Genomic DNA, 24,225 nt, shown 5'->3' on the forward strand with positions numbered 1-24,225 from the left:
TTCCCCGCCGGGCACCGGGGCCTGCGGGTCCGGTCGCGCGGGGGACGCACACGGGACGCACAGACGGCCGTGGAACCCTGGGAAGCGTCCGACCGTCTCTGACAGAGGGAAACGGGGAACCGGGCCGACCACAGACGGGCAGAGGAGAGCATGAGCCAGGACAACAGGGGACGCGGCCGCAGGGCCGGCGCGGGCCGACGCCGACGGAAGCCGGCCGCGCGCCGCAGGGCCGTCGTCATCGCCGCGTGGACCGCCGCAGGCGTGGTCCTCCTGGGCGGGGCGGGGCTCGGCTACTTCTACTTCAAGTTCAACGGCAACCTCAAGACGGTCGACATCGACGCCGCCCTCGGCACCGACCGCCCGGAGAACGTCGACAACGGCTCGATGGACATCCTCGTCCTCGGCTCCGACTCCCGCGGCGGCGCCAACGGCGAGTACGGCCAGGACGACGGCGGCTCCGCACGCTCCGACACGGCGATGATCGTCCACCTCAACGAGGGCCACACCAAGGCCACCGTCGTGTCCATACCCCGCGACACCCTCGTGACCAGGCCCTCCTGCAAGCTCCCGAACGGCAAGAGCGACCTGGGCGGCCCGCGCAAGATGTTCAACGAGTCCTTCACCGTCGGCGGGGCCGCCTGCGCGGTCGCGACGGTGGAGAAGATGTCGGGGATCCGCATGGACCACTACCTCGAAGTCGACTTCACGGGCTTCAAGGAGATCATCGACAAGCTCGGCGGCGTCGAGGTGACGACCACCAAGCCGATCAAGGACGACTACAGCCACCTGAACCTGCCCGCCGGGAAGAACAGGCTCACCGGCGAGCAGGCCCTCGGCCTCGTCCGTACCCGCCACGGCGTCGGCGACGGCGGCGACCTGGGCCGAATACAGCTCCAGCAGGCCTTCATCAAGGCGCTGATCAAGCAGGTCAAGAGCATCGGCGTCTTCGACAACCCGAAGAAGCTGCTCGAGCTGGCCGACACCGCCACCAAGGCCATCACCACGGACAAGGCGCTCGGCGACGTGAAGTCGCTCATGGGCTTCGCCCAGGGCCTGGAGGGCATCAGCCCCGAGAACATGCAGATGATCACCCTGCCGGTGACCGGCGACACCCGTGACCCCAACCGGGTCGTCCCGCTCACCAAGGAGTCCAAGATGGTCTGGGACGCCCTGCTGGCCGACCGGCAGGTCCCCGCCGAGGCCACCGCGAACTCGGCCGGTGACAAGGGCACCGCCGGTACGGTCGTCCAGTAGCCGAACCCGCTGGTCGGAGGGGTTCCGCCCAGCCGTGGAATAGATGCCGGCCCCCCTCCGTTGAGGGAGGCGTCCTCAGAATTTTGACAGGCAGCCCGGTCCTGGCAGACTGGTCTGTCGGCCCCGGTTCACGCAGCGCGCAATTCGGCTCCTGCGACCCGGCGCCCTCCCGAATCTAGGAGACACCTTGAAGCGCGATGTTCACCCCCAGTACGTCGAGACCCAGGTCAGCTGCACCTGTGGCGCGTCGTTCACCACCCGTAGCACCCTGACCGAGGGCTCCATCCGAGCCGAGGTCTGCTCCGAGTGCCACCCGTTCTACACGGGCAAGCAGAAGATCCTCGACACCGGTGGCCGCGTGGCGCGCTTCGAGGCCCGCTTCGGCAAGGCTGCACAGAAGTAGCGAGCCTCAGGCGCCGGACCCCGGCTGCACCCCGTTCGTACGGGGGCAGCCGGACCGGCGCCTTTCTCGTCCCGCAGCCCTTTTCTTCACATTCACCATCTTCAGGAGCCCCCGATGTTCGAGGCGGTCGAGGAACTGATCGGCGAGCACGCCGATCTTGAGAAGAAGCTCGCCGACCCTTCGGTCCACTCGGATCAGGCCAACGCGCGCAAGCTGAACAAGCGCTACGCGGAGCTGACCCCGATCGTCGCGACCTTCCGTGCCTGGAAGCAGTCCGCCGAGGACATCGAGACGGCGAAGGAGTTCGCGGCCGACGACCCGGACTTCGTGGCAGAGGTCAAGGAACTGACCGCACAGCGCGAAGAGCTCACCGAGAAGCTCCGCCTGCTGCTCGTTCCGCGCGACCCCAGCGACGACAAGGACGTGCTCCTGGAGGTCAAGGCGGGTGCGGGCGGTGACGAGTCCGCCCTGTTCGCCGGCGACCTGCTGCGCATGTACCTGCGCTACGCCGAGCGCGTGGGCTGGAAGACCGAGATCATCGACGCCACCGAGTCCGAGCTCGGCGGTTACAAGGACGTCCAGGTCTCCGTCCGCACCAAGGGCGGCAACGGCGCCACCGAGCCCGGCCAGGGCGTCTGGGCCCGCCTGAAGTACGAGGGCGGCGTGCACCGCGTCCAGCGCGTGCCGGCCACCGAGTCCCAGGGCCGCATCCACACCTCCGCCGCCGGCGTGCTCGTCACCCCGGAAGCCGAGGAGGTGGAGGTCGAGGTCAACATGAACGACCTCCGCATCGACGTGTACCGCTCCTCGGGCCCCGGTGGCCAGTCCGTCAACACCACCGACTCGGCCGTGCGCATCACGCACATCCCGACCGGTGTGGTCGCCTCCTGCCAGAACGAGAAGAGCCAGCTCCAGAACAAGGAGCAGGCGATGCGCATCCTGCGCTCGCGCCTGCTGGCCGCCGCCCAGGAAGCCGCCGAGCAGGAGGCCTCCGACGTGCGCCGCAGCCAGGTGCGCTCCGTGGACCGCTCCGAGAAGATCCGTACGTACAACTACCCGGAAAACCGGATCTCGGACCACCGGACGGGCTTCAAGGCGTACAACTTGGACCAGGTGCTCGACGGAGACCTCGACCCGGTCATCCAGGCCTGCGTCGACACGGACTCCGCCGCCAAGCTCGCGTCCGCGCACTGAGCCGTCCCGCAGGACCCCGCACCACCCCCCGTACGACAGCAGCCCGGAGGACCAGCGTGAACTTGCTGCTTGCCGAGGTGGCCCAGGCCACCCAGCGGCTGGCCGCCGCCGGCGTGCCCTCACCGCGTTTCGACGCCGAGGAGCTCGCGGCCTTCGTGCACGGCGTCAAGCGGGGGGAACTCCACCACGTCAAGGACGCGGACTTCGACGCCCGGTACTGGGAGGCCGTCGCCCGCCGCGAGGCGCGCGAGCCGCTTCAGCACATCACCGGCCGCGCCTTCTTCCGCTACCTGGAGCTCCAGGTCGGGCCCGGGGTCTTCGTGCCCCGGCCCGAGACCGAGTCGGTCGTGGACTGGGCCATACAGGCCGTCCGGGCGATGGACGTGGTCGAGCCGCTGATCGTGGACCTCTGCACCGGCTCCGGCGCCATCGCGCTGGCCATGGCGCAGGAGGTGCCGCGCTCGCGCGTGCACGCCGTCGAGCTGTCCGAGGACGCCCTGCGGTGGACCCGTAAGAACGCCGAGGGCTCCCGCGTCACCGTCCACCAGGGCAACGCGCTCAGCGCGCTGCCCGAGCTGGACGGACAGGTCGACCTGGTCATCTCCAACCCGCCGTACATCCCGCTCACCGAGTGGGAGTACGTGGCACCCGAGGCCCGCGACCACGACCCCGAGATGGCGCTGTTCTCCGGCGAGGACGGCCTGGACACCATCCGCGGCATCGAGCGCACCGCCCACCGGCTGCTGCGGCCCGGCGGCATCGTGGTCATCGAGCACGCCGACACCCAGGGCGGCCAGGTCCCGTGGATCTTCGCCGAGGAGCGGGGCTGGGCCGACGCCGCCGACCACCCCGACCTCAACAAGCGCCCGCGCTTCGCCACCGCCCGCAAGGCCATGCCGTGACGGGCCCCGCCGTGACCGGACCCGCCCCGGCCGGCGCGGTCACCGCGCGCATTCCCGCCACCACCCCGCTGCACGAGGAGGCCCGCTGATGGCCCGGCGATACGACTGCAACGACGCGACGGACCGCAAGACGGGCCTGCGCGAAGCCGCCTCCGCCGTACGTCGTGGCGAGCTCGTCGTGCTGCCCACGGACACCCTGTACGGGATCGGCGCGGACGCCTTCAGCGCGGAGGCCGTCGGCGACCTGCTCGCCGCCAAGGGCCGCGGCCGCAACATGCCCACCCCCGTCCTCATCGGTTCCCCGAACACCCTGCACGGCCTGGTCACGGACTTCTCCGAGCAGGCGTGGGAGCTCGTCGACGCCTTCTGGCCCGGCGCGCTGACCCTCGTCGCCAAGCACCAGCCCTCGCTGGCGTGGGACCTGGGCGAGACCGGCGGCACCGTGGCCGTACGCATGCCCCTGCACCCCGTCGCGATCGAGCTGCTGACCGAGGTCGGCCCGATGGCGGTGTCCTCGGCGAACCTGACCGGACACCCCGCGCCGGAGGACTGCGACGCGGCCCGAGAGATGCTCGGCGACTCCGTGTCCGTGTACCTGGACGGCGGCCCGACCCCGGGCATGCAGCCCTCGTCGATCGTCGACGTCACCGGGAAGGTTCCCGTCCTGCTGCGCGAGGGGGCACTGACCGCCGAGCAGCTGCGGGAGGTCGTGCCCGACCTCGAGGTGGCCCCGTGAGCCCTGAGGGGCGTGGCATAGCCGGGGACAGCACCTTCCGCATACTCCACGTCAGCACCGGCAACGTGTGCCGCTCGCCCATCACCGAGCGGCTGACGCGGCACGCGCTGTCCCACCGGCTCGGCGGCCCCGTCACCGGCGACCTGATCGTCGAGAGCGCGGGCACCTGGGGCCACGAGGGCGCGCCCATGGAGGCCAACGCGGCCGCCGTGCTGGCCGACTTCGGGGCGGACGCCTCCGGATTCACCGGCCGGGAACTGCTGGACGAGCACGTCATACGCGCGGACCTGGTCCTGACCGCCACCCGCGACCACCGTGCCCAGGTGATCTCGATGGGGCACTCGGCGGGGCTGCGCACCTTCACCCTGAAGGAGTTCACCCGGCTGGTCCGGGCGATAGACCCTGCGACGCTGCCGCCGCTGGAGGACGGGATGGTGGAGCGGGCCCGTGCGCTGGTCCGTGCCGCCGCCGCGTTGCGGGGGTGGCTGCTGGCCCCCTCGCCCGACGCGGATGAGGTGTACGACCCGTACGGGGCGCCGATCACCTTCTTCCGGTCGATCGGCGACGAGATCAACCAGGCGCTGGACCCCGTGGTCACGGCCCTGACGGGCGTCACGGCTTCCCGCTGAGGCCGGCGGTGCCGGGTGCGGTTGCCCTGCGGGGCTGTCCCCTACCCTCCCCCAGACTCCGTCCGGGGGGACCCCCGGTTCCACCGTTCTCCGGGCTCCGCCCGGCCCCCCTGGGGCTCCGCCCCAGACCCCGGTCCTCAAACGCCGAACGGCTGAAATGCCCAAACGCCGGCGAGGCTGGACCGGCGCCGCAGGGCGGGATGCGCGGGCCCGGCCTACAGTGGCTGGTACCCGGTATGCGGTACCCCCCTGGAGTCGCGCCATGAGCGTCATCACCCAGCCCCTGGACCTGCTGCGGCAGCAGGATCCGCAGATGGCCGACGTCCTCGACGGGGAGCGGCAGCGTCAGGCGGCCGGGCTGCAGCTGATCGCCGCGGAGAACTTCACCTCCGCCGCCGTGCTCACCGCACTCGGATCGGCGCTCGCCAACAAGTACGCCGAGGGGTACCCCGGCGCCCGCCACCACGGCGGCTGCGAGTACGCCGACCTCGCCGAGCGGATCGCCGTCGAGCGGGCCCGCGCCCTCTTCGGCGCCGAGCACGCGAACGTGCAGCCGCACTCCGGATCCGCCGCCGTGCTCGCCGCGTACGCCGCGCTGCTGCGGCCCGGGAACACCGTGCTGGCCATGGCGCTCACCTCCGGGGGACACCTCACGCACGGGTCGCCCGCCAACTTCTCCGGGCGCTGGTTCGACTTCGTCGGGTACGGAGTGGACGCCGAGACCGGGCTCATCGACTACACCGAGGTGCAGCGGCTCGCGCACGAGCACCGGCCCAGGGCCATCGTGTGCGGCTCCATCTCCTATCCGCGGCACCCCGAGTACTCCGCGTTCCGGGAGATCGCCGACGAGGTCGGGGCCTTCCTGATCGCCGACGCCGCCCACCCCATCGGACTCGTGGCCGGCGGGGCGGCGCCCAGCCCCGTGCCCTACGCGGACATCGTCGTGGCCACCACCCACAAGGTGCTCCGGGGCCCGCGCGGCGGGATGATCCTGTGCGGAGCCGAGTTCGCGGAGCGGATCGACCGGGCGGTGTTCCCCTTCACCCAGGGCGGCCCGCAGATGCACACCATCGCGGCCAAGGCCGTGGCCTTCGGCGAGGCCGCCGGGCCCGCCTTCACCTCCTACGCGCACCGGGTGGTCGCCAACGGCCGCGCCCTGGCCGACGCGCTCGCCGCCCGCGGGTTCGCGATCACCACCGGCGGTACCGACACCCACCTGATCACCGCCGACCCCGCGCCGCTGGGCCTCGACGGCGCGGGCGCCCGGGGCCGGCTGGCCGCCGCCGGCATCGTGCTGGACACCTGCGCCCTTCCGTACGGTGATCAGCGCGGCATCCGCCTCGGTACCGCGGCGGTGACCACGCAGGGGATGGGGGAGGCGGAGATGGGCCGGATCGCCGAGCTGTTCACGGCCGCGCTGGCGGGCGGGGAGCCCGCGAAGATCCGTAGGGACGTCAACGAGCTGGTGGTCAGTTTTCCGCCGTATGGGGTTTAAGCAGGGCGAGTACGACGTACCGCAACCGGGATACCGCCCCTGCGCGTCCCCGGCAGTGAGTACTTCGCAGCTAGTGTGTGGGGCTGAGATGGCCGGCGATACATCTGGGGCAGCCCGTGCGTGAATATCTGCTGACGCTTTGCGTCACGGTCGCGGTGACTTATCTACTCACCGGGCCCGTGCGGAAGTTCGCGATCGCCGTGGGAGCGATGCCGGAGATCCGCGCCCGCGACGTGCACCGGGAGCCCACTCCACGGCTCGGCGGCATCGCGATGTTCGGCGGACTGTGCGCCGGACTGCTCGTCGCGGACCACCTGCAGAACCTCAACGGGGTCTTCGAGCTGTCCAACGAGCCGCGGGCCCTGCTCTCCGGGGCGGCCCTGATCTGGCTGGTCGGCGTACTCGACGACAAGTTCGAGCTCGACGCCCTGATCAAGCTCGGCGCGCAGATGATCTCCGCCGGCGTGATGTGCATGCAGGGCCTGACCATCCTGTGGATCCCGATCCCGGGCATCGGGACGGTCTCGCTCACCCCCTGGCAGGGCAACCTGCTCACCGTGGCCCTCGTCGTGATCACCATCAACGCGGTGAACTTCGTGGACGGCCTCGACGGCCTCGCCGCCGGCATGGTCTGCATCGCGACCTGTGCGTTCTTCCTCTACGCCTACCGGATCTGGTTCGGCTACGGGATCGAGGCGGCCGCGCCCGCGACCCTCTTCGCCGCCATCCTGATGGGCATGTGCCTCGGCTTCCTGCCGCACAACATGCACCCCGCCCGGATCTTCATGGGCGACTCCGGCTCGATGCTCATCGGCCTGGTGCTGGCCGCCGCCGCCATCTCCGTCACCGGACAGGTGGACCCGGACGCGATGGCGCTGTTCGTGGGCGGCGAGCGCAACGCGACCCACGCGATGCTGCCGGTCTTCATCCCGCTGATCCTGCCGCTCACGATCATCGCGATCCCGATGACGGACCTGGTCCTCGCCATCGTGCGCCGCACCTGGAAGGGCCAGTCGCCCTTCGCCGCGGACCGCGGACACCTGCACCACCGGCTGCTGGAACTCGGGCATTCGCACAGCCGCGCCGTGCTCATCATGTACTTCTGGTCAGGATTGATCGCCTTCGGCACCGTGGCGTACTCGGTGCATTCCGCCTCGATGTGGATCGTGCTGGCGATCTCCGCGCTGAGCGCCGTGGGCCTGCTGCTGCTCCTGCTGCCGCGCTTCACCCCGAGGGCCCCGCAGTGGGCGGAGCGGCTGGTCCCGCCGCGCTACCGGCACGCCGAACGGGCCGCGGAGGCGGCCCTGCAGGACGATTCCGCGGCGGAGCCCGAGCCCGCCCGGCCGATCGCGGCGGGAGTCTCCGGCGTCAACGGGGCGACCGCCATCGGCCCCCGTTCGCGCTTCCCCGACCGGCGTAAGGCCGGCTCCTCGCGCTGACGTCCGTGACGCATGTCGGACATGAACCCCCTTTACCAGACAACCCAGTTGCGTGTCGCGCACACACGCGCAGGGTCACTCTCATGTGTGACAGTCCGCACACCCTCCGAGTAAAGCTCTCATCAAATACTTTGTGATACCGTTCACTAAACCCGGCGACAGAGCCGAAGGACCGTAGTGCGACGGTCCATTGGCCCGAGGTTCCCTCTCGGACCGGGCTTACGCTCGTCCTGTACGAGTCCCAGTGCCCCCACCACCACGCGGAGCAAACCGCCATGCGGTCAGATGACGTCCGATCCCTCCTGCAATCCGCCGTTCCCACGGCTGTCGCCGGCACTCTCGCCGCCGTCATCAGTGGGATCGTCGCCGGTGGCAAGGGGGCCGTGGGCGCCGTCGTCGCGACGGTCGTGGTGATGCTGTTCATGGGCATCGGATTCCTCGTACTGCAGCGCACGGCGAAATCACTTCCGCACCTGTTCCAGGCCATGGGGCTCATGCTCTATACGGCCCAGATCCTGCTGCTCTTCGTCTTTCTCGCCGTGTTCAAGAACACGACGCTGTTCAACCCCAAGGCCTTCGCCATCACGCTCGTCGTCGCCACCCTGGTGTGGATCGCCGCACAGGCGCGTGCTCATATGAAGGCCAAGATCCTTTACGTCGAACCTGACTCGATGAAGGGCGACAAGCCCGGAAATTCGGGCCAGAAGCCGTGAGGGGTAGGGGCGGAATAAGTACGCGTTCGGGATGCTGCTATCGTCCGGTTTCAACTGTGGCAATGCTGGCGCGGGCATCCGAGCTGACGCCTGTTCCATCGCGAGGCTCGATGCCCGATAGCCGCCCCCACATCCGTTACACCAGTCCAGTGCCGAACAGCGGCTGTCCGCCGCGCCGACACAACGAGGTTGCCGTACCTATGCGCCACGCTGAAGGAGCCCGCGGTGAGTGCTGACCCGACTACGGTGCTCGCCTTCGAGACCGATTGCCACATCTTCGACGGTTGTGGATTCCCGGCTCCCGGCCTGCACTCGTTCCTGTTCCAGCCGATCTTCGGGGACGGTGACAGCAACGCGTACTTCAACAAGACGATGCTGCTCGCCCTGCTCGGCACGGTCGTCATCGTCGCCTTCTTCTGGGCCGCCTTCCGCAAGCCGAAGGTCGTCCCGGGCAAGCTGCAGATGGTGGCCGAGGCCGGCTACGACTTCGTGCGCCGCGGCATCGTGTACGAGACGCTCGGCAAGAAGGAGGGCGAGAAGTATGTCCCCTTCATGGTCTCGCTGTTCTTCTTCGTCTGGATCCTGAACCTCTGGTCGATCATTCCGATCGCCCAGTTCCCGGTGACGGCGATCTTCTCGTACCCGGTCGGGCTCGCCCTGATCGTCTACGTGATCTGGATGAGCGTGACGTTCAAGCGCCACGGCTTCGTCGGCGGCTTCAAGAACCTGACCGGCTACGACAAGTCGCTCGGCCCGGTCCTCCCGCTGGTCATGGTCATCGAGTTCTTCTCGAACGTCATCGTCCGCCCCTTCACCCACGCGGTCCGACTGTTCGCGAACATGTTCGCCGGTCACACCCTGCTGCTGCTGTTCACCATCGCCAGCTGGTACCTGCTGAACGGGATCGGCATCGCCTACGCGGGCGTCTCGTTCGTCATGGTCATCGTGATGACCGCGTTCGAACTCTTCATCCAGGCTGTCCAGGCGTACGTCTTCGTCCTCCTGGCCTGCAGCTTCCTGCAGGGCGCGCTCGCCGAGCACCACTGAGCCACAGCCCGCTCCTGCAATCCCCCCGAATCGTCCGGTGGCCAACCCCCACCGGTCCATGAAAGAGAAGGAAGAACTGGCATGTCCCAGATCCTCGCTGCCGCCGAAGGCGTCACCGGCTCCCTCAGCTCTGTCGGCTACGGCCTCGCCGCCATCGGCCCCGGCGTCGGCGTCGGCATCATCTTCGGTAACGGCACGCAGGCTCTTGCCCGTCAGCCCGAGGCTGCCGGTCTGATCCGCGCCAACCAGATCCTCGGCTTCGCCTTCTGTGAGGCGCTCGCCCTCATCGGTCTGGTCATGCCGTTCGTCTACTAAGACGAACTCCACGACTAGTCCGAATCGACGAAAGGCACTGATGTGAACCTCCTGGTTCTCGCGGCTGAGGGTGGGGAAAACCCCCTCATTCCGCCGATCCCCGAGCTCGTCATCGGTCTGATCGCCTTCGTCATCGTCTTCGGTTTCCTCGCGAAGAAGCTCCTCCCGAACATCAACAAGGTTCTGGACGAGCGCCGCGAGGCCATCGAAGGCGGTATCGAAAAGGCTGAGGCCGCTCAGACCGAGGCTCAGAGCGTTCTGGAGCAGTACAAGGCCCAGCTCGCCGAAGCCCGGCACGAGGCCGCTCGCCTGCGCCAGGACGCTCTGGAGCAGGGCACCGCGCTGAAGGAAGAACTTCGCGCAGAGGGCCAGCGGCAGCGTGAGGAGATCATCGCTGCCGGTCACGCCCAGATCGCGGCTGACCGCAAGGCTGCCTCTTCCGCCCTCCGTCAGGACGTCGGCAAGCTGGCGACCGACCTGGCCGGAAAGCTTGTCGGCGAGTCCCTCGAGGACCACGCCCGGCAGAGCCGCACGATCGACCGCTTCCTCAGCGAGCTTGAGGAGAAGGCCGAGGCCGCCCGATGAACGGAGCGAGCCGCGACGCGCTGGCCACCGCCCGCGAGCGTCTCGACGCGCTGACGGACAACACGTCCGTCGACGCGGCGAAGCTCGCCGGCGAGCTGGCGTCCGTCACCGCGCTGCTCGACCGTGAGGTCTCGCTGCGTCGGGTCATCACGGACCCGGCGCAGTCCGGCGAGGCCAAGGCCGAGCTGGCAAACCGCCTGCTGGGCGGCCAGGTGGGCGGGGAAACCCTCGACCTGGTGTCCGGAATGGTCCGGTCCCGCTGGTCGCAGTCCCGTGACCTGGTGGACTCGCTCGAGGTTCTGGCGGCCACCGCCGACCTCACGGCGGCCCAGGCCGCCGGTGGCCTCGACGACGTCGAGGACGAGCTGTTCCGCTTCGGCCGGATCGTCACCTCGAACACCGAGCTGCGCGCAGCACTGACCGACCGGTCGGCGACCGCCGCCGCCAAGAGCCAGCTGCTCCGCAGCCTGCTCGGCGGCAAGGCGAACGCCGTCACCGAGCGGCTGGTCACGCGTCTCGTCACGCACCCGCGTGGACGTAGCCTGGAAGCGGGCCTCGAGTCCCTTTCGAAGGTCGCCGCCGAGCGTCGTGGCCGCATGGTCGCCACCGTGACCACCGCGGTTCCGCTCAGCGATGTCCAGAAGCAGCGTCTCGGCGCGGTGCTGGCCAAGCTGTACGGCCGCCCGATGCACCTGAACCTCGACGTGGACCCCACGGTCCTCGGCGGGATCTCGGTGCGGGTCGGCGACGAGGTCATCGACGGCACCATCGCGGACCGCATCGCCGAGGCGTCGCGCCGCATGGCCGGCTGACCAGCCACACATTAGAAAAAAGTATTGCCAGCGGCCCGGTTGGGCCGTGCAGAACTTGCAGAAGATTCCTGGGGGTCGCCCCCAGACCCCTAAGAAGCTTCAGGCCCAACAAGGAGAGCAGGGAACCCAGATGGCGGAGCTCACGATCCGGCCGGAGGAGATCCGGGACGCACTGGAGAACTTTGTCCAGTCGTACCAGCCGGACGCGGCCTCGCGCGAGGAGGTCGGAACGGTCAGCGTTGCCGGCGACGGCATCGCGAAGGTGGAGGGCCTGCCCTCCGCCATGGCGAACGAACTGCTGAAGTTCGAGGACGGAACCCTCGGTCTCGCCCTGAACCTCGACGAGCGCGAGATCGGTGCGGTCGTCCTCGGCGAGTTCAGCGGTATCGAGGAGGGCCAGCCGGTGCAGCGCACCGGTGAGGTGCTCTCCGTCGGCGTCGGCGAGGGCTACCTCGGCCGCGTCGTCGACCCGCTCGGCAACCCGATCGACGGTCTCGGCGAGATCGCGACGGAGGGCCGCCGCGCCCTCGAGCTGCAGGCCCCCGGCGTCATGGTCCGCAAGTCGGTCCACGAGCCGATGCAGACCGGCTACAAGGCCATCGACGCGATGGTGCCGGTCGGCCGTGGTCAGCGTCAGCTGATCATCGGTGACCGTCAGACCGGCAAGACCGCTCTTGCCGTCGACACGATCATCAACCAGCGCGACAACTGGCGCTCTGGCGACGTGAACAAGCAGGTCCGCTGCATCTACGTCGCCATCGGCCAGAAGGGCTCGACCATCGCGTCCGTTCGCGGCGCCCTGGAAGACGCCGGTGCGCTCGAGTACACGACGATCGTCGCCGCCCCGGCGTCCGACCCGGCCGGCTTCAAGTACCTGGCGCCGTACACCGGTTCGGCCATCGGCCAGCACTGGATGTACGCCGGCAAGCACGTCCTGATCATCTTCGACGACCTGTCGAAGCAGGCCGACGCCTACCGCGCCGTGTCGCTGCTGCTGCGCCGTCCGCCGGGCCGCGAGGCCTACCCGGGCGACGTCTTCTACTTGCACTCCCGTCTGCTGGAGCGTTGCGCCAAGCTCTCCGACGACATGGGTGCCGGTTCGATGACCGGTCTGCCGATCGTCGAGACCAAGGCGAACGACGTGTCGGCGTTCATCCCGACCAACGTCATCTCCATCACCGACGGCCAGTGCTTCCTCGAGTCCGACCTGTTCAACGCGGGCCAGCGCCCGGCGCTGAACGTCGGTATCTCGGTCTCCCGCGTCGGTGGCTCGGCCCAGCACAAGGCCATGAAGCAGGTTTCCGGCCGTCTGCGCCTGGACCTCGCCCAGTACCGTGAGCTGGAGGCGTTCGCCGCCTTCGGTTCCGACCTGGACGCCGCGTCGAAGGCCTCGCTGGAGCGCGGCAAGCGTCTGGTGGAGCTGCTGAAGCAGGGCCAGTACCAGCCGATGCCCGTCGAGGAGCAGGTCATCTCCGTCTGGGCCGGTACCACCGGCAAGATGGACGAGGTCCCGGTCAACGACATCCGTCGCTTCGAGTCGGAGCTGCTGGAGCACCTGCGCGTCTCGCGCAAGGACCTCCTCACCTCCATCGCGGACGGCGGCAAGATGTCGGACGACACCCTCACCTCCATCGCTGACGCCATCGCTGACTTCAAGCGTGGGTTCGAGACCTCGGACGGCAAGCTCCTGGGCGAGGACGCGCCGGCCGTCAACGTCTCCAAGTGACGACGGAAGGAAGCTGACTCATGGGAGCGCAGCTCCGGGTCTACAAGCGTCGTATCCGTGCCGTCACGGCGACCAAGAAGATCACCAAGGCGATGGAAATGATCGCCGCCTCGCGCATCGTCAAGGCGCAGCGCAAGGTGGCGGCATCGATGCCGTACGCGACCGAGCTCACCCGTGCGGTGACCGCGGTGGCGACCGGTTCGAACACCAAGCACGCCCTGACGACCGAGGTCGAGGCACCGGTGCGTGCCGCGGTCCTGCTCATCACGAGCGACCGCGGTCTGGCCGGCGGCTACTCCTCGAACGCCATCAAGCAGGCGGAGCGGCTCACCGAGCGGCTGCGCGGCGAGGGCAAGGAGGTCGACACGTACATCGTCGGCCGTAAGGGTGTCGCCTACTACGGCTTCCGCGAGCGCAAGGTCGCGGAGTCGTGGACCGGCTTCACCGACAGCCCGGCCTACGCCGACGCCAAGCGCGTCGCGGCGCCGCTGATCGAGGCCATCGAGACGGTTACGGCCGAGGGTGGCGTCGACGAGCTGCACATCGTCTACACGGAATTCGTGTCGATGATGACGCAGAACGCGGTGGACGGCCGGATGCTGCCGCTCAGCCTCGACAAGGTCGAAGAAGAGACCGGCGCGAAGGGCGAGATCCTTCCGCTGTTCGACTTCGAGCCGTCGGCGGAGGACGTCCTCGACGCCCTTCTGCCGCGCTACGTCGAGAGCCGCATCTACAACGCACTGCTGCAGTCGGCCGCTTCCGAGCACGCCGCCCGCCGCCGCGCGATGAAGTCGGCGACCGACAACGCCGGAGACCTCATCAAGAGCCTCTCCCGGCTTGCCAACGCGGCCCGCCAGGCCGAAATCACCCAGGAAATCAGCGAGATCGTCGGTGGCGCCAGCGCCATGGCAGACGCGACCGCGGGGAGTGACAAGTAATGACGACCATTGAGACGGCCGCCGCCACGGGCCGCGTTGCCCGGGTCATCGGCCCGGTCGTCGACGTGGAGTTCCCCGTCGACGCCATGCCCGAGATCTACAACGCCCTCAAGGTCGAGGTCGCAGACCCGGCCGAGGACGGCAAGCTCAAGACCCTGACCCTCGAGGTCGCGCAGCACCTGGGTGACGGCCTCGTCCGTACCATCTCGATGCAGCCGACCGACGGTCTGGTCCGCCAGGCCACGGTGGTCAACACGGGCGAGGGCATCACCGTCCCCGTGGGCGACTTCACCAAGGGCAAGGTCTTCAACACCCTGGGTGAGGTGCTGAACTACCCGGAGGAGAACGCCAACGTCACCGAGCGCTGGCCGATCCACCGCAAGGCGCCCCGCTTCGACGAGCTCGAGTCGAAGACCGAGATGTTCGAGACCGGCGTCAAGGTCATCGACCTTCTCACCCCGTACGTCAAGGGTGGAAAGATCGGTCTGTTCGGTGGTGCCGGTGTCGGCAAGACCGTTCTGATCCAGGAAATGATCTACCGCGTCGCCAACAACCACGACGGTGTGTCGGTCTTCGCGGGCGTCGGTGAGCGTACCCGTGAGGGCAACGACCTCATCGAGGAAATGGCCGAGTCCGGCGTCATCGACAAGACGGCGCTTGTCTTCGGGCAGATGGACGAGCCCCCGGGCACCCGTCTGCGCGTCGCCCTGGCCGGTCTGACCATGGCGGAGTACTTCCGCGATGTGCAGAAGCAGGACGTGCTCTTCTTCATCGACAACATCTTCCGTTACACCCAGGCCGGTTCGGAGGTGTCGACCCTTCTGGGCCGCATGCCGTCCGCCGTGGGTTACCAGCCGAACCTGGCTGACGAGATGGGTCTGCTGCAGGAGCGCATCACCTCGACCCGCGGTCACTCGATCACCTCGATGCAGGCGATCTACGTCCCCGCGGACGACCTGACCGACCCGGCGCCGGCCACCACCTTCGCCCACCTCGACGCGACGACGGTTCTTTCCCGTCCGATCTCCGAGAAGGGCATCTACCCGGCCGTGGACCCGCTGGACTCGACGTCCCGCATCCTCGACCCGCGGTACATCGCGGCGGACCACTACGCCACGGCGATGCGCGTCAAGGGGATCCTGCAGAAGTACAAGGACCTCCAGGACATCATCGCGATCCTCGGTATCGACGAGCTGGGCGAGGAGGACAAGCTCGTTGTCCACCGTGCCCGTCGTGTCGAGCGCTTCCTGTCGCAGAACACCCACGTCGCCAAGCAGTTCACCGGCGTGGACGGTTCGGACGTTCCGCTCGACGAGTCGATCGTCGCCTTCAACGCGATCTGCGACGGCGACTACGACCACTTCCCCGAGCAGGCGTTCTTCCTGTGCGGTGGCATCGAGGACCTGAAGGCCAACGCCAAGGAGCTGGGCGTCTCCTGAAGCCGCGCTCATCCGTGAGCACAGCTGATCGACGGAGAGGGGCGGGTGTGTCCCGTCCCTCTCCTCACGCCCATTAGAATTTGACCCAACACCCGGCCATTGGGCCGGGTGGTGACCCGAGGAGCCACCATGGCTGCTGAGCTGCACGTCGAGCTGGTCGCGGCGGACCGGAATGTCTGGTCCGGCGAGGCCACCCTGGTTGTCGCCCGCACCACGTCCGGCGACATCGGCGTCATGCCCGGTCACCAGCCGCTTCTCGGTGTGCTGGAATCGGGCCCGGTGACCATCCGTACCGTCGGCGGCAACACTGTCGTCGCCGCGGTGCACGGCGGATTCATCTCGTTCGCGGACAACAAGCTGTCCCTGCTGGCCGAGATCGCCGAGCTTGCCGACGAGATCGATGTCGAGCGGGCGGAGCGGGCACTGGAGCGCGCGAAGGCGGAGACCGATTCGGTCTCCGAGCGTCGCGCCGATGTCCGGCTGCGCGCGGTTTCGGGGCGCTGAGCCCCGGTACCGGTAAGAGCTTTAAACCTCAGCCGCGGCCTGTTCCGGAATTTTCCGGACCGGGTCGCGGCTGAGGCGATGCGGGTGCGTTTTTGGATGTGCGTCATTCGATGAGCGAGGAGGTCGGTGAAAGATGCTCCTCGCTCTGCTTGTGAGCGGCCTGGTCGTCGTAGCCCTGGTGGTGATCGGGCTGTTTGTGTTCGGGCTGCGCCGCAGGCTGATCCAGCGCTCCGGCGGCACCTTCGACTGCAGCATGCGCTGGGGGGTGTCCGAGGAACCGGACGTCTCCGGCAAGGGCTGGGTGTACGGGGTCGCGCGCTACAGCGGTGACCGCATCGACTGGTTCCGTGTCTTCAGCTACTCCCCGCGGCCGCGCCGGCTGCTGGAGCGGTCCTCCATCGAGGTCGTGGCCCGCCGTGCGCCCGAGGGCGAGGAGGAGCTGGCCCTGCTCTCCGACGCCGTCGTACTCTGCTGCGCGCATCGCGGCACCCGCCTGGAGCTGGCGATGAGCGATGACGCGCTGACCGGTTTCCTGGCCTGGCTGGAGGCCGCGCCGCCCGGGCAACGGGTGAACGTGGCCTGAGGCCGGCAGCGGTCGTCCCCGCCGGACGGAGTCCCGCGCGTAAAAAGGGAGAAGCCGGGGAGACGGGGGGCGGACCCCGTCTCCCCGGCTTCGTCTCTCACCGGGCCGTGCGCTCAGGGGTTACGAGAGGCCGGCGGAGACCGCTGTGGCCAGTTCGCCGTTCGCGGTGTCGCCGCTGAACTCCCAGTAGAAGGCTCCCCGGAGGTTCTGCTGCTTCGTCCAGGCCATCTTCGAGGCGATGGTGGCGGGGGTGTCGTAGCTCCACCAGTTGCTGCCGCACTTGGCGTAGGCCGTGCCGGCGACGGTGCCGGTGGAGGGGCAGGAGCTCTTGAGGACCTTGTAGTCCTCGATGCCCTGCTCGTAGGTGCCCGGGGCCGGTCCGGTGGCGGTGCCGCCGGGGGTGGCCTGGGTGACGCCGGTCCAGCCGCGGCCGTAGAAGCCGATGCCGAGGTTGAGCTTGGAGCCGGCGATGCCCTTGCCCTTGAGCTTGGTGATCGCGGCCTCGGAGTTGAAGCCGGCGATCGGGATGCCGGTGTACGAGGTGAGCGGGGAGTGCGGGGCCGTCGGGCCCTGCGCCGCCCACGCGCCGAAGAAGTCGTAGGTCATGACGTTGTAGAAGTCGACGTACTGGGCGGCGCCCGCGTAGTCGGCCGCGTCGAGCTTGCCGCCGTTGGAGCCGTCGGCGGAGATGGCGGCGGTGACCAGGTTGCTGCTGCCGAACTTGGTGCGCAGCGCGGAGAGCACGTTCTTCAGGGAGGCGGCCCCGCTGGTGTCGCAGGACAGGCCGCAGGCGTTCGGGTACTCCCAGTCGATGTCGATGCCGTCGAAGACGTCGGCCCAGCGCGGGTCCTCGACCAGGTCGTAGCAGGACTGGGCGAAGGCGGCCGGGTTGGCCGCGGCCTGGCCGAAGCCGCCGGACCAGGTCCAGCCGCCGAAGGAGTAGAGGACCTTGATGTTCGGGTACTTCTTCTTCAGCTGGCGCAGCTGGTTGAAGTTGCCCGCGACCGGCTGGTCCCAGGTGTCGGCGGTGCCGGAGACGCTGGAGCCGGCGTCGTAGGTCTTCTGGTAGTCGGCGTAGGCGTCACCGATCGTGCACTTGCCGCCCTGGACGTTGCCGAAGGCGTAGTTGATGTGCGTGATCTTCGCGGCGGTGCCCGAGGTGACCAGGTTCTTCACGTGGTAGTTGCGCTGGTAGACGCCCCAGTTCGTGAAGTAGCCGAGCTTGACCTTGGCTCCCGGGGTGCCGGGGTCGCCGGGGTCGGTTCCGCCGCCGCCGGTGGTGGTCACCGAGAGGGAGCCGGAGGAGGGGCCGGTCTGGTCGATGGTATCGCGGGCGGTGACCGTGTAGGTGTAGGAGGTGCCCTTGGTCAGGCCCGAGTCGGTGTACGAGGGGCTGGTGACGGTGGCGATCTTGGCGCCGCCGCGGAAGACGTCGTAGTTCTTGACGCCCTTGTCGTCGGTGGCCGCGGCCCAGCCGAGGGTCAGCCCGGTGTCCGTGACGCCGCTGGCCGTGGGGGTGCCGGGGGCGCTGGGCGGGTTGTCGGTGGGGGTGGTGCCGCCGTCGCAGGTGCCGCCGTTGATCTTGCAGCCGCTGGGGGCGCCGGCGCCGGTGCCGTTGAAGCCGAAGCTGACGGTGGCGCCGGGGGCGAGGGTGCCGTTCCAGCCGACGTTCTTGCCGGTCCAGTGGGTGCCCGAGCTGGTGACGGTGGCGTCCCAGGCGGAGGTGACGGCGGTACCGGCCGGGTAGTCCCACTCCACGGTCCAGCTGCTGAGGGTGGTCGTGCCGGTGTTCTTCACCGTCCACTTGCCCTCGAAGCCGGAGCCCCAGTCGGAGACCTTGGTGTACGTCGCGGTGGCCGAGGCGGCTGCCTCGGCGGGACCGGCGATGGCCACCAGTCCGGCCAGGGGCAGGGTGAGGACGGCCAGTGCGGCCGCGACTCTTCGAAACAGCGGTGCGCGTCGTGGGGGTGCTGTGCTCAAGGGTGCTCCTCCGAGGTCCGCAGCGGCCGTGGGGACGGCCGCTGCATGGGGGTGGGACCTGCGCCGCCCGTGAGCGGGGCCGTGACGTCTTGTCATGGCACGCTCACCACAGTTGTGCGTGAGAGTAGAAAGGTCTGGACCAACCGTCAAGGGGTCCAGACCTCCCGTAGCAGCCTCGGATTCATTTCCGGCCGGATCCGGCTAGATCCCCAACTCCTGTGCCAGAACGGCGGCTTGGACCCGGCTGCGCAGCTCCAGTTTGGCCAGCACCCGGCTGACGTGGGTCTTCGCCGTGGCCTCCGCCATCTCCAGGCGCACCGCGATCTCCGCGTTCGACAGCCCCTCGCCCAGACACCCCAGCACCTCCCGTTCGCGCGGTGTCAGCGATTCCACCGTCGCCGGTACGGGGACCCGTACGGGCCGCGGGTCCGCGAACTCCGCGATCAGCCGCCGGGTCACCGCCGGGGCGATCAGGCCCTCCCCGCGCGCGACGGTCCGTACCGCCGCGATCAGCTCCGCCGCGTCCGCGTCCTTCAGCAGGAAGCCCGCCGCGCCCGCGCGCAGGGCGCCGAAGACGTACTCATCGTGGTCGAAGGTGGTGAGCACGAGGACGTCGGCCAGGCCCTCCGCGACCACCTGGCGGGTCGCCGACACCCCGTCCAGGCGCGGCATCTGCACGTCCATGAGCACGAGGTCCGGCCGCAGCTCGCGGGCCAGGCGCACGGCCTCCTCCCCGTCCGCCGCCTCGCCCGCCACCTCGATGTCGCCGGCGCTGCGCAGGATCAGGACCAGCCCGGCCCGTACCGCGCTCTGGTCCTCCGCCACCACGACCCTGATCGTCACGTCCGTACCGCCTCTTCCTCCACGGGCAGCGTCGCCCGGACCTGCCAGACCGCGTCCGCGCGGCCCGCTTCGAATGCTCCGCCGAGCAGCTCCGTCCGCTCGCGCATGCCGATCAGACCGGCGCCGGAGCCGGGTGCGCGGGGGCCGGGGCGGTCCCCGTAGGGGGAGACGACCGTCACCCGCAGCGCGCCGGCCCCGCCCCTGGCCGCGCCCCTGGTCCCGGCCGCGAGGTCTTCGCGGGCCAGCCGGACGGTGACCGTGCCGGGGGCGGCGTGCTTGAGGGCGTTGGTCACCGACTCCTGGACGATCCGGTACGCCGCCAGCTCTACGGGGGCGGGCAGGGGCTCCCCGGACGGCCGGTCGTCACGGAGTACGAAGTCCAGCCCGCTCGCGGCCCCGTTCGTACGGGCCTGCTCCAGCAGGGCGTCCAGCCCGTCCAGCGAGGGCGTGGCGACGGCCTCCTGCCCGGCGCCCGCGTCCCGCAGCAGGCCGATCAGACGGCGCATCTCGGCCAGTCCCTGGACGCTGTTCTCGCGGATCACCCCGAGCGCCTCGCGGCTGGTGGCGGGGGAGTCGATGGAGAGCGCCGCGGTGGAGTGGATGGCGATGGCGGAGAGGTGGTTGGCCACCATGTCGTGCAGCTCGCGGGCCATCCGGGCGCGCTCGGCGACAATCGCCTGAGACCGGTCCATCTCGGCCAGCAGCGCGGTCTGCTCCGCGCGCAGCCGGGCGGCGATGGCGGCCTCGCGGTGGTTGCGCAGGGTGGCGCCGGTCAGCGCCGGACCGAAGCTGACGATGCCGGTGATCACGCCGATGAGCAGGGCCTGAGGGGTCCGCAGCCAGGCCACGGAGGCGATGGTGACGGCGATGGTGATCAGGCCGGTCTGGACCGGGAGGCGGCGGGCCATGGCGGGTTTGCCGTAGACCACGGCCGCGTACATCAGATCGGTGAAGATCAGGACGGTGGCCAGGTTCCCCACGGTGAACTGGTCGGCGATCAGCCCCGCGGTGCCGACCGCCAGGGTCACCCGGGGCATGCTGCGGCGCAGCAGCTCCATCGGGCCGAGGGCCAGGAGCGGGACCAGGGCCGCCCAGGCGGGAAACAGCTCCCGGGTGGGGGAGCTGTACACCCCGAGCCACCACAGGAGCAGGCCGGCGGCCACGCTGCCCACGGCGAGCAGCACGTCGTCGCGGTGCGGTGGCGGGATCTTGAGGGTCACGGGCCCATCCAAACAGGCTGCGGCGGGGGCGGGCGTCGCCATCGCGGCTGCTTTTCGGGCGGGCCCGTACATCGAAGGATGCAGACGGCCGCCCCGGCATTCGTCATCGGCGACGAGGAATCCGCGCGAAGCGGGCGGGAAGCTGGAGGCATCCCCTCCCCGCATCCCCACCCCGCAACCCCTCCCCGTATCCCCACCCCGCATCCCACCGCAGGAACGGAGACTCCCGTGCTCGTCACCCTGATCATCGCCTGTGAAGTCGGCTTCTGGGTCCTGCTGGCCGGTGGTCTGGCCCTGCGCTACCTCGCGAAGATGCCGAGGACCGGCGCGGCCGTCCTGCTGTGCGAGCCGCTCCTGGAGCTGGCGCTGCTGGCGGCCACCGCCGTGGACCTGCGCGGCGGCGCCGAGCCGGACTGGAAGCACGGGCTCGCCGCGCTGTACCTCGGCTACACCGCCGCCTACGGGCACTACACCGTGCGCTGGCTCGACGGCCACGCCGCGTACCGGCTGGCCGGGGGTCCGAAGCCGGCCGGCGCCGGTCACGGCACGGCGCGGGCCGTCCACGAGTGGAAGCTCGTCGCCCGGACCCTCCTCGCGGCGGCCGTCGCGGCCGCTCTGCTGCAGGCGGCGATCTGGTACGTCGGCGCCTCGGGCGATACCACCGTGCTGCGCGGGTGGCAGCTCACGGCGCTGCGGGTGGCCGGCATCCACGCCCTGATCGCCGTCGCCTACACGGTGTGGCCGAAGCCGGCACCGGCGAAAGCCGCCCTGCGCGACTCGGTGGACGCGCCCGACAGGCTCTAGGTTCGGGCGGACGGCCCGCGCTACGGCAGTCGGCTGGTTCGCGGTCGACTCGGTGGCGGCGGCCGGGCGGGCGCGGGCGTGAGCTGGTAGGCCATCACCTGTCACTCTCCCGCCGCTCACCCAGAGGGGCTGGTCCATGCCGGGCACGCCGACGATCCGCCGACGAATCGACCGCATGCTCACCGCTTCCCTGGGCGCGCTGCTCGCGGTCGCGGTACAAGCCGCTCCCGCCCGTGCCGACGTGGGGGACGTGACGGAGTATCCGGTCACGACCCCCGCGAGCTCCCCCACGGGGATCACGGCGGGACCGGACCGGGCGCTGTGGTTCACCGAGAGCGGTACGAACAAGATCGGGCGGATGCGGCTCGACGGAACCGTCACCGAGTACGCCGTCCCCACACCGGACGCCTTCCCGTACCACCTCGCGGCCGGCACCGGCGGTGTGTGGTTCACGGAGCTGTTCGCGGGAAAGATCGGCCGTGTCGACCACTCCGGCAACGTGACCGAGTACCCGCTGCCCGCCGGCTTCGAGTTCCCGTCCGACATCGCGGCCGGCCCGGGCGGATCACCCCGTCGGGCACCGTCACGCTCTTCCCCCGGCCGAACCCGGGCGGCAGCGCCGACGGCATCACCCGCGGCCCCGACGGGAACATGTGGTACTCCGACCAGCTCGGTGTCATCGGGCGGATCACCCCGAAGGGGGAGGTCGCCGAGTTCCCGGTGCCGGACGGCGCGGAGAAGGTGCCCTTCAACATCGCGACGGGGCCGGACCGGAACGTCTGGTTCACCGAACTCTTCGGCAACGCCATCGGCCGCGTCGACGCCCTCCCGGGCCGGGGCCACGGCCCGCACGCCGCCGCCCCGCAGCCGGGTCCGCGCCACGGGCACCCGCGTCACGAACGCCCGCGCCCGGTGCTGCCCTGCCGCGCCGGGGCACTTGCCGGCGCGGCCTCGTTCTGCCGCTGACGACCGGTCCTAGCGGTCCCCGCCCGGGACCCACAGGACGTCGCCGACCTCCTTGTTGGCCGTGCGGGCCAGGATGAAGAGGAGGTCGGAGAGGCGGTTGAGGTAGGTGGCCGTGAGCGGGTTCATGACCTCGCCGTGCGCCTCCAGGGCCGCCCAGGTGGAGCGCTCGGCGCGCCGGACCACCGTGCAGGCCTGGTGCAGGAGGGCCGCACCGGGAGTGCCGCCGGGGAGGATGAAGCTGCGGAGCTTCTCCAGCTCGCCGTTGAAGAGGTCGCAGTCGGCCTCCAGCTTGTCCACGTAGAACTGCTCGACGCGCAGCGGCGGGTACTCGGGGTTCTCGGCGACCGGGGTGCAGAGGTCGGCGCCCACGTCGAACAGGTCGTTCTGCACACGGACCAGGACCTTCACGACATCGGCGGGCAGCGAGCCGAGCGCGATGGCCGTTCCGATGGCCGCGTTGGCCTCGTTGGCGTCGGCGTACGCCGAGATCCGCAGATCGGTCTTGGCCGTGCGGCTCATGTCGCCGAGTGCGGTCGTGCCCTTGTCGCCGGTACGGGTGTAGATGCGCGTGAGGTTCACCATGCCGCCACCCTAGACCGGGTCAACTACGGCCCCCTGCCGCACTGCTGGGCCGTCCCGGTGTGATGTCCGTCATCTGAGACGTGACGCGTGTTACTTCGCGGTCACTGGGCCCCTCGCGGACGCTAGTCTCCGCCGGAGAACGAACGAGGCTGTGCCGTATCTGAGGCCGTGTCCTAGAAGAACGTGGGGTGTGCAGTGGCTGGGAAGCTCGCCGTCATCGGTGCCGGACTGATGGGTTCCGGAATCGCGCAGGTCTCCGCTCAGGCGGGTTGGGACGTCGTGCTGCGCGATGTCACCGACGCCGCTCTGACGCGCGGTACCGACGGGATCAAGGCCTCGTACGACCGGTTCGTGTCCAAGGGCAAGCTGACGGCCGAGGACGCCGGGGCGGCGCTCGCCCGCATCACCACGACCACCGAGCTGGAAGCGGTCGCCGACGCCGACATCGTCGTCGAGGCCGTCTTCGAGAAGCTCGAGGTCAAGCACGAGATCTTCCGCGCGCTCGACAAGCTCGTGCGCGAGGACGCGATCCTCGCCTCCAACACCTCCGCCATCCCGATCACCAAGATCGCGGCCGTGACGGAGCGTCCGGAGCGGGTCGTCGGCGCGCACTTCTTCTCGCCGGTCCCGATGATGCAGCTGTGCGAGCTGGTGCGCGGCTACAAGACGAGCGACGAAACCCTCGCCACCACCCGGGCGTTCGCCGAGTCCGTCGGCAAGACCTGCATCGTCGTCAACCGCGACGTCGCCGGATTCGTGACGACCCGTCTCATCTCCGCGCTGGTCGTCGAAGCCGCGAAGCTGTACGAATCGGGCGTCGCCTCGGCCGAGGACATCGACATCGCCTGCAAGCTCGGCTTCGGGCACGCCATGGGCCCGCTGGCCACCGCGGACCTCACCGGCGTCGACATCCTGCTGCACGCCACCAGCAACATCTACACGGAGTCCCAGGACGAGAAGTTCGCTCCGCCGGAGCTGATGCGCCGCATGGTGGACGCGGGCGACATCGGCCGCAAGAGCGGTCAGGGCTTCTACAAGCACTGAGCATCCGTTCGAATACCTGCACCCCACAGGGTGAATTAGGTATCGGTTCGCTCACGGTCGGCAACTTCCCTG

Annotated in this window: 24 protein-coding genes and 1 pseudogene; 21 read left to right on the forward strand and 4 right to left on the reverse strand. The window is 69.5% G+C overall.

Going from position 1 to position 24,225, the window contains the following annotated elements; all coding sequences use genetic code 11:
- Nucleotides 1-150 precede the first annotated feature (150 nt).
- From OG435_RS30550 to OG435_RS30635, 18 genes are all read left to right on the forward strand, one after another.
- Nucleotides 151-1,254, forward strand: a complete 1,104-nt coding sequence (locus OG435_RS30550) for an LCP family protein (protein ID WP_266881141.1) — start codon at nt 151-153, stop codon at nt 1,252-1,254.
- 187 nt (nt 1,255-1,441) lie between these two features.
- A complete protein-coding gene (rpmE, locus tag OG435_RS30555; protein WP_112448418.1) occupies nt 1,442-1,657 on the forward strand; it encodes a 50S ribosomal protein L31 in 216 nt (71 codons plus the stop codon).
- A gap of 114 nt (nt 1,658-1,771) precedes the next feature.
- Nucleotides 1,772-2,851 (forward strand): peptide chain release factor 1, encoded by a 1,080-nt coding sequence (gene prfA, locus OG435_RS30560; protein ID WP_266881142.1) that lies wholly within the window; start codon nt 1,772-1,774, stop codon nt 2,849-2,851.
- Between the two features lie 56 nt (nt 2,852-2,907).
- On the forward strand, nt 2,908-3,753 hold the full coding sequence (prmC, locus tag OG435_RS30565) for a peptide chain release factor N(5)-glutamine methyltransferase (RefSeq protein ID WP_266881143.1): 846 nt from the start codon (nt 2,908-2,910) through the stop codon (nt 3,751-3,753).
- An 88-nt stretch (nt 3,754-3,841) separates the two neighbouring features.
- Nucleotides 3,842-4,489: an L-threonylcarbamoyladenylate synthase gene (locus OG435_RS30570; RefSeq protein ID WP_266881144.1), complete on the forward strand. Its 648-nt coding sequence runs from the start codon at nt 3,842-3,844 to the stop codon at nt 4,487-4,489.
- Nucleotides 4,486-5,118 carry a protein-tyrosine-phosphatase gene (locus OG435_RS30575; RefSeq protein WP_266881145.1) on the forward strand — a complete coding sequence of 211 codons (633 nt, stop codon included), beginning with the start codon at nt 4,486-4,488 and terminating at the stop codon, nt 5,116-5,118. The genes OG435_RS30570 and OG435_RS30575 overlap by 4 nt, the downstream gene beginning before the upstream one ends.
- A 262-nt stretch (nt 5,119-5,380) precedes the next feature.
- Nucleotides 5,381-6,613, forward strand: coding sequence for a serine hydroxymethyltransferase (gene glyA / locus OG435_RS30580; protein ID WP_266881146.1), 1,233 nt, complete (start codon nt 5,381-5,383; stop codon nt 6,611-6,613).
- A 104-nt stretch (nt 6,614-6,717) separates the two neighbouring features.
- Entirely contained in the window at nt 6,718-8,052 is a 1,335-nt protein-coding gene (locus OG435_RS30585) for an MraY family glycosyltransferase (RefSeq protein WP_266882220.1), read from the forward strand.
- A gap of 275 nt (nt 8,053-8,327) precedes the next feature.
- Nucleotides 8,328-8,765 carry a hypothetical protein gene (locus OG435_RS30590; protein WP_266881147.1) on the forward strand — a complete coding sequence of 146 codons (438 nt, stop codon included), beginning with the start codon at nt 8,328-8,330 and terminating at the stop codon, nt 8,763-8,765.
- Between the two features lie 210 nt (nt 8,766-8,975).
- On the forward strand, nt 8,976-9,812 hold the full coding sequence (gene atpB, locus OG435_RS30595) for a F0F1 ATP synthase subunit A (RefSeq protein ID WP_266882222.1): 837 nt from the start codon (nt 8,976-8,978) through the stop codon (nt 9,810-9,812).
- Nucleotides 9,813-9,893: 81 nt separating this feature from the next.
- On the forward strand, nt 9,894-10,127 hold the full coding sequence (gene atpE, locus OG435_RS30600; RefSeq protein ID WP_030857147.1) for an ATP synthase F0 subunit C: 234 nt from the start codon (nt 9,894-9,896) through the stop codon (nt 10,125-10,127).
- Nucleotides 10,128-10,169: 42 nt separating this feature from the next.
- Entirely contained in the window at nt 10,170-10,712 is a 543-nt protein-coding gene (locus OG435_RS30605) for a F0F1 ATP synthase subunit B (protein WP_254384247.1), read from the forward strand.
- Nucleotides 10,709-11,524: a F0F1 ATP synthase subunit delta gene (locus OG435_RS30610; RefSeq protein WP_266881148.1), complete on the forward strand. Its 816-nt coding sequence runs from the start codon at nt 10,709-10,711 to the stop codon at nt 11,522-11,524. Before OG435_RS30605 ends, OG435_RS30610 begins: the two co-directional genes overlap by 4 nt.
- A 130-nt stretch (nt 11,525-11,654) precedes the next feature.
- A complete protein-coding gene (gene atpA, locus OG435_RS30615; protein WP_266881149.1) occupies nt 11,655-13,250 on the forward strand; it encodes a F0F1 ATP synthase subunit alpha in 1,596 nt (531 codons plus the stop codon).
- Between the two features lie 20 nt (nt 13,251-13,270).
- Nucleotides 13,271-14,188 (forward strand): F0F1 ATP synthase subunit gamma, encoded by a 918-nt coding sequence (locus OG435_RS30620; RefSeq protein WP_266881150.1) that lies wholly within the window; start codon nt 13,271-13,273, stop codon nt 14,186-14,188.
- Nucleotides 14,188-15,627 carry a F0F1 ATP synthase subunit beta gene (gene atpD, locus OG435_RS30625; RefSeq protein WP_266881151.1) on the forward strand — a complete coding sequence of 480 codons (1,440 nt, stop codon included), beginning with the start codon at nt 14,188-14,190 and terminating at the stop codon, nt 15,625-15,627. Before OG435_RS30620 ends, atpD begins: the two co-directional genes overlap by 1 nt.
- Nucleotides 15,628-15,756: 129 nt before the next feature.
- Nucleotides 15,757-16,131 carry a F0F1 ATP synthase subunit epsilon gene (locus OG435_RS30630; RefSeq protein WP_243336233.1) on the forward strand — a complete coding sequence of 125 codons (375 nt, stop codon included), beginning with the start codon at nt 15,757-15,759 and terminating at the stop codon, nt 16,129-16,131.
- A 133-nt stretch (nt 16,132-16,264) separates the two neighbouring features.
- The gene (locus OG435_RS30635) at nt 16,265-16,714 is read left to right on the forward strand and encodes a DUF2550 domain-containing protein (RefSeq protein ID WP_266881152.1); all 450 of its coding nucleotides are present in this window, start codon (nt 16,265-16,267) and stop codon (nt 16,712-16,714) included.
- Nucleotides 16,715-16,834: 120 nt separating this feature from the next.
- Here OG435_RS30635 and OG435_RS30640 read toward each other — a convergent pair whose 3' ends face one another.
- From OG435_RS30640 to OG435_RS30650, 3 genes are all read right to left on the reverse strand, one after another.
- A complete protein-coding gene (locus OG435_RS30640) occupies nt 16,835-18,694 on the reverse strand; it encodes a glycosyl hydrolase family 18 protein (protein WP_430625717.1) in 1,860 nt (619 codons plus the stop codon).
- 201 nt (nt 18,695-18,895) lie between these two features.
- Nucleotides 18,896-19,537, reverse strand: coding sequence for a response regulator (locus tag OG435_RS30645; RefSeq protein WP_266881153.1), 642 nt, complete (start codon nt 19,535-19,537; stop codon nt 18,896-18,898).
- Nucleotides 19,534-20,799: a sensor histidine kinase gene (locus tag OG435_RS30650; RefSeq protein ID WP_266881154.1), complete on the reverse strand. Its 1,266-nt coding sequence runs from the start codon at nt 20,797-20,799 to the stop codon at nt 19,534-19,536. Before OG435_RS30650 ends, OG435_RS30645 begins: the two co-directional genes overlap by 4 nt.
- A gap of 186 nt (nt 20,800-20,985) precedes the next feature.
- Between OG435_RS30650 and OG435_RS30655 the strand changes: the two genes are divergently transcribed.
- Together OG435_RS30655 and OG435_RS50760 are read left to right on the forward strand one after the other, a co-directional pair.
- A complete protein-coding gene (locus OG435_RS30655; RefSeq protein WP_266881155.1) occupies nt 20,986-21,561 on the forward strand; it encodes a hypothetical protein in 576 nt (191 codons plus the stop codon).
- Nucleotides 21,562-21,736: 175 nt separating this feature from the next.
- Nucleotides 21,737-22,527: pseudogene (locus OG435_RS50760) on the forward strand (virginiamycin B lyase family protein).
- A gap of 9 nt (nt 22,528-22,536) precedes the next feature.
- On the opposite strand, the gene OG435_RS30665 reads toward OG435_RS50760, so the two are convergent.
- Nucleotides 22,537-23,109 (reverse strand): cob(I)yrinic acid a,c-diamide adenosyltransferase, encoded by a 573-nt coding sequence (locus OG435_RS30665; protein ID WP_266881157.1) that lies wholly within the window; start codon nt 23,107-23,109, stop codon nt 22,537-22,539.
- Between the two features lie 195 nt (nt 23,110-23,304).
- Between OG435_RS30665 and OG435_RS30670 the strand changes: the two genes are divergently transcribed.
- On the forward strand, nt 23,305-24,153 hold the full coding sequence (locus OG435_RS30670; protein ID WP_266881158.1) for a 3-hydroxyacyl-CoA dehydrogenase family protein: 849 nt from the start codon (nt 23,305-23,307) through the stop codon (nt 24,151-24,153).
- Nucleotides 24,154-24,225: the final 72 nt, after the last annotated feature.

Origin of the sequence: Streptomyces sp. NBC_01264 (assembly GCF_026340675.1) — a bacterium.
Lineage (GTDB): Bacteria > Actinomycetota > Actinomycetes > Streptomycetales > Streptomycetaceae > Streptomyces.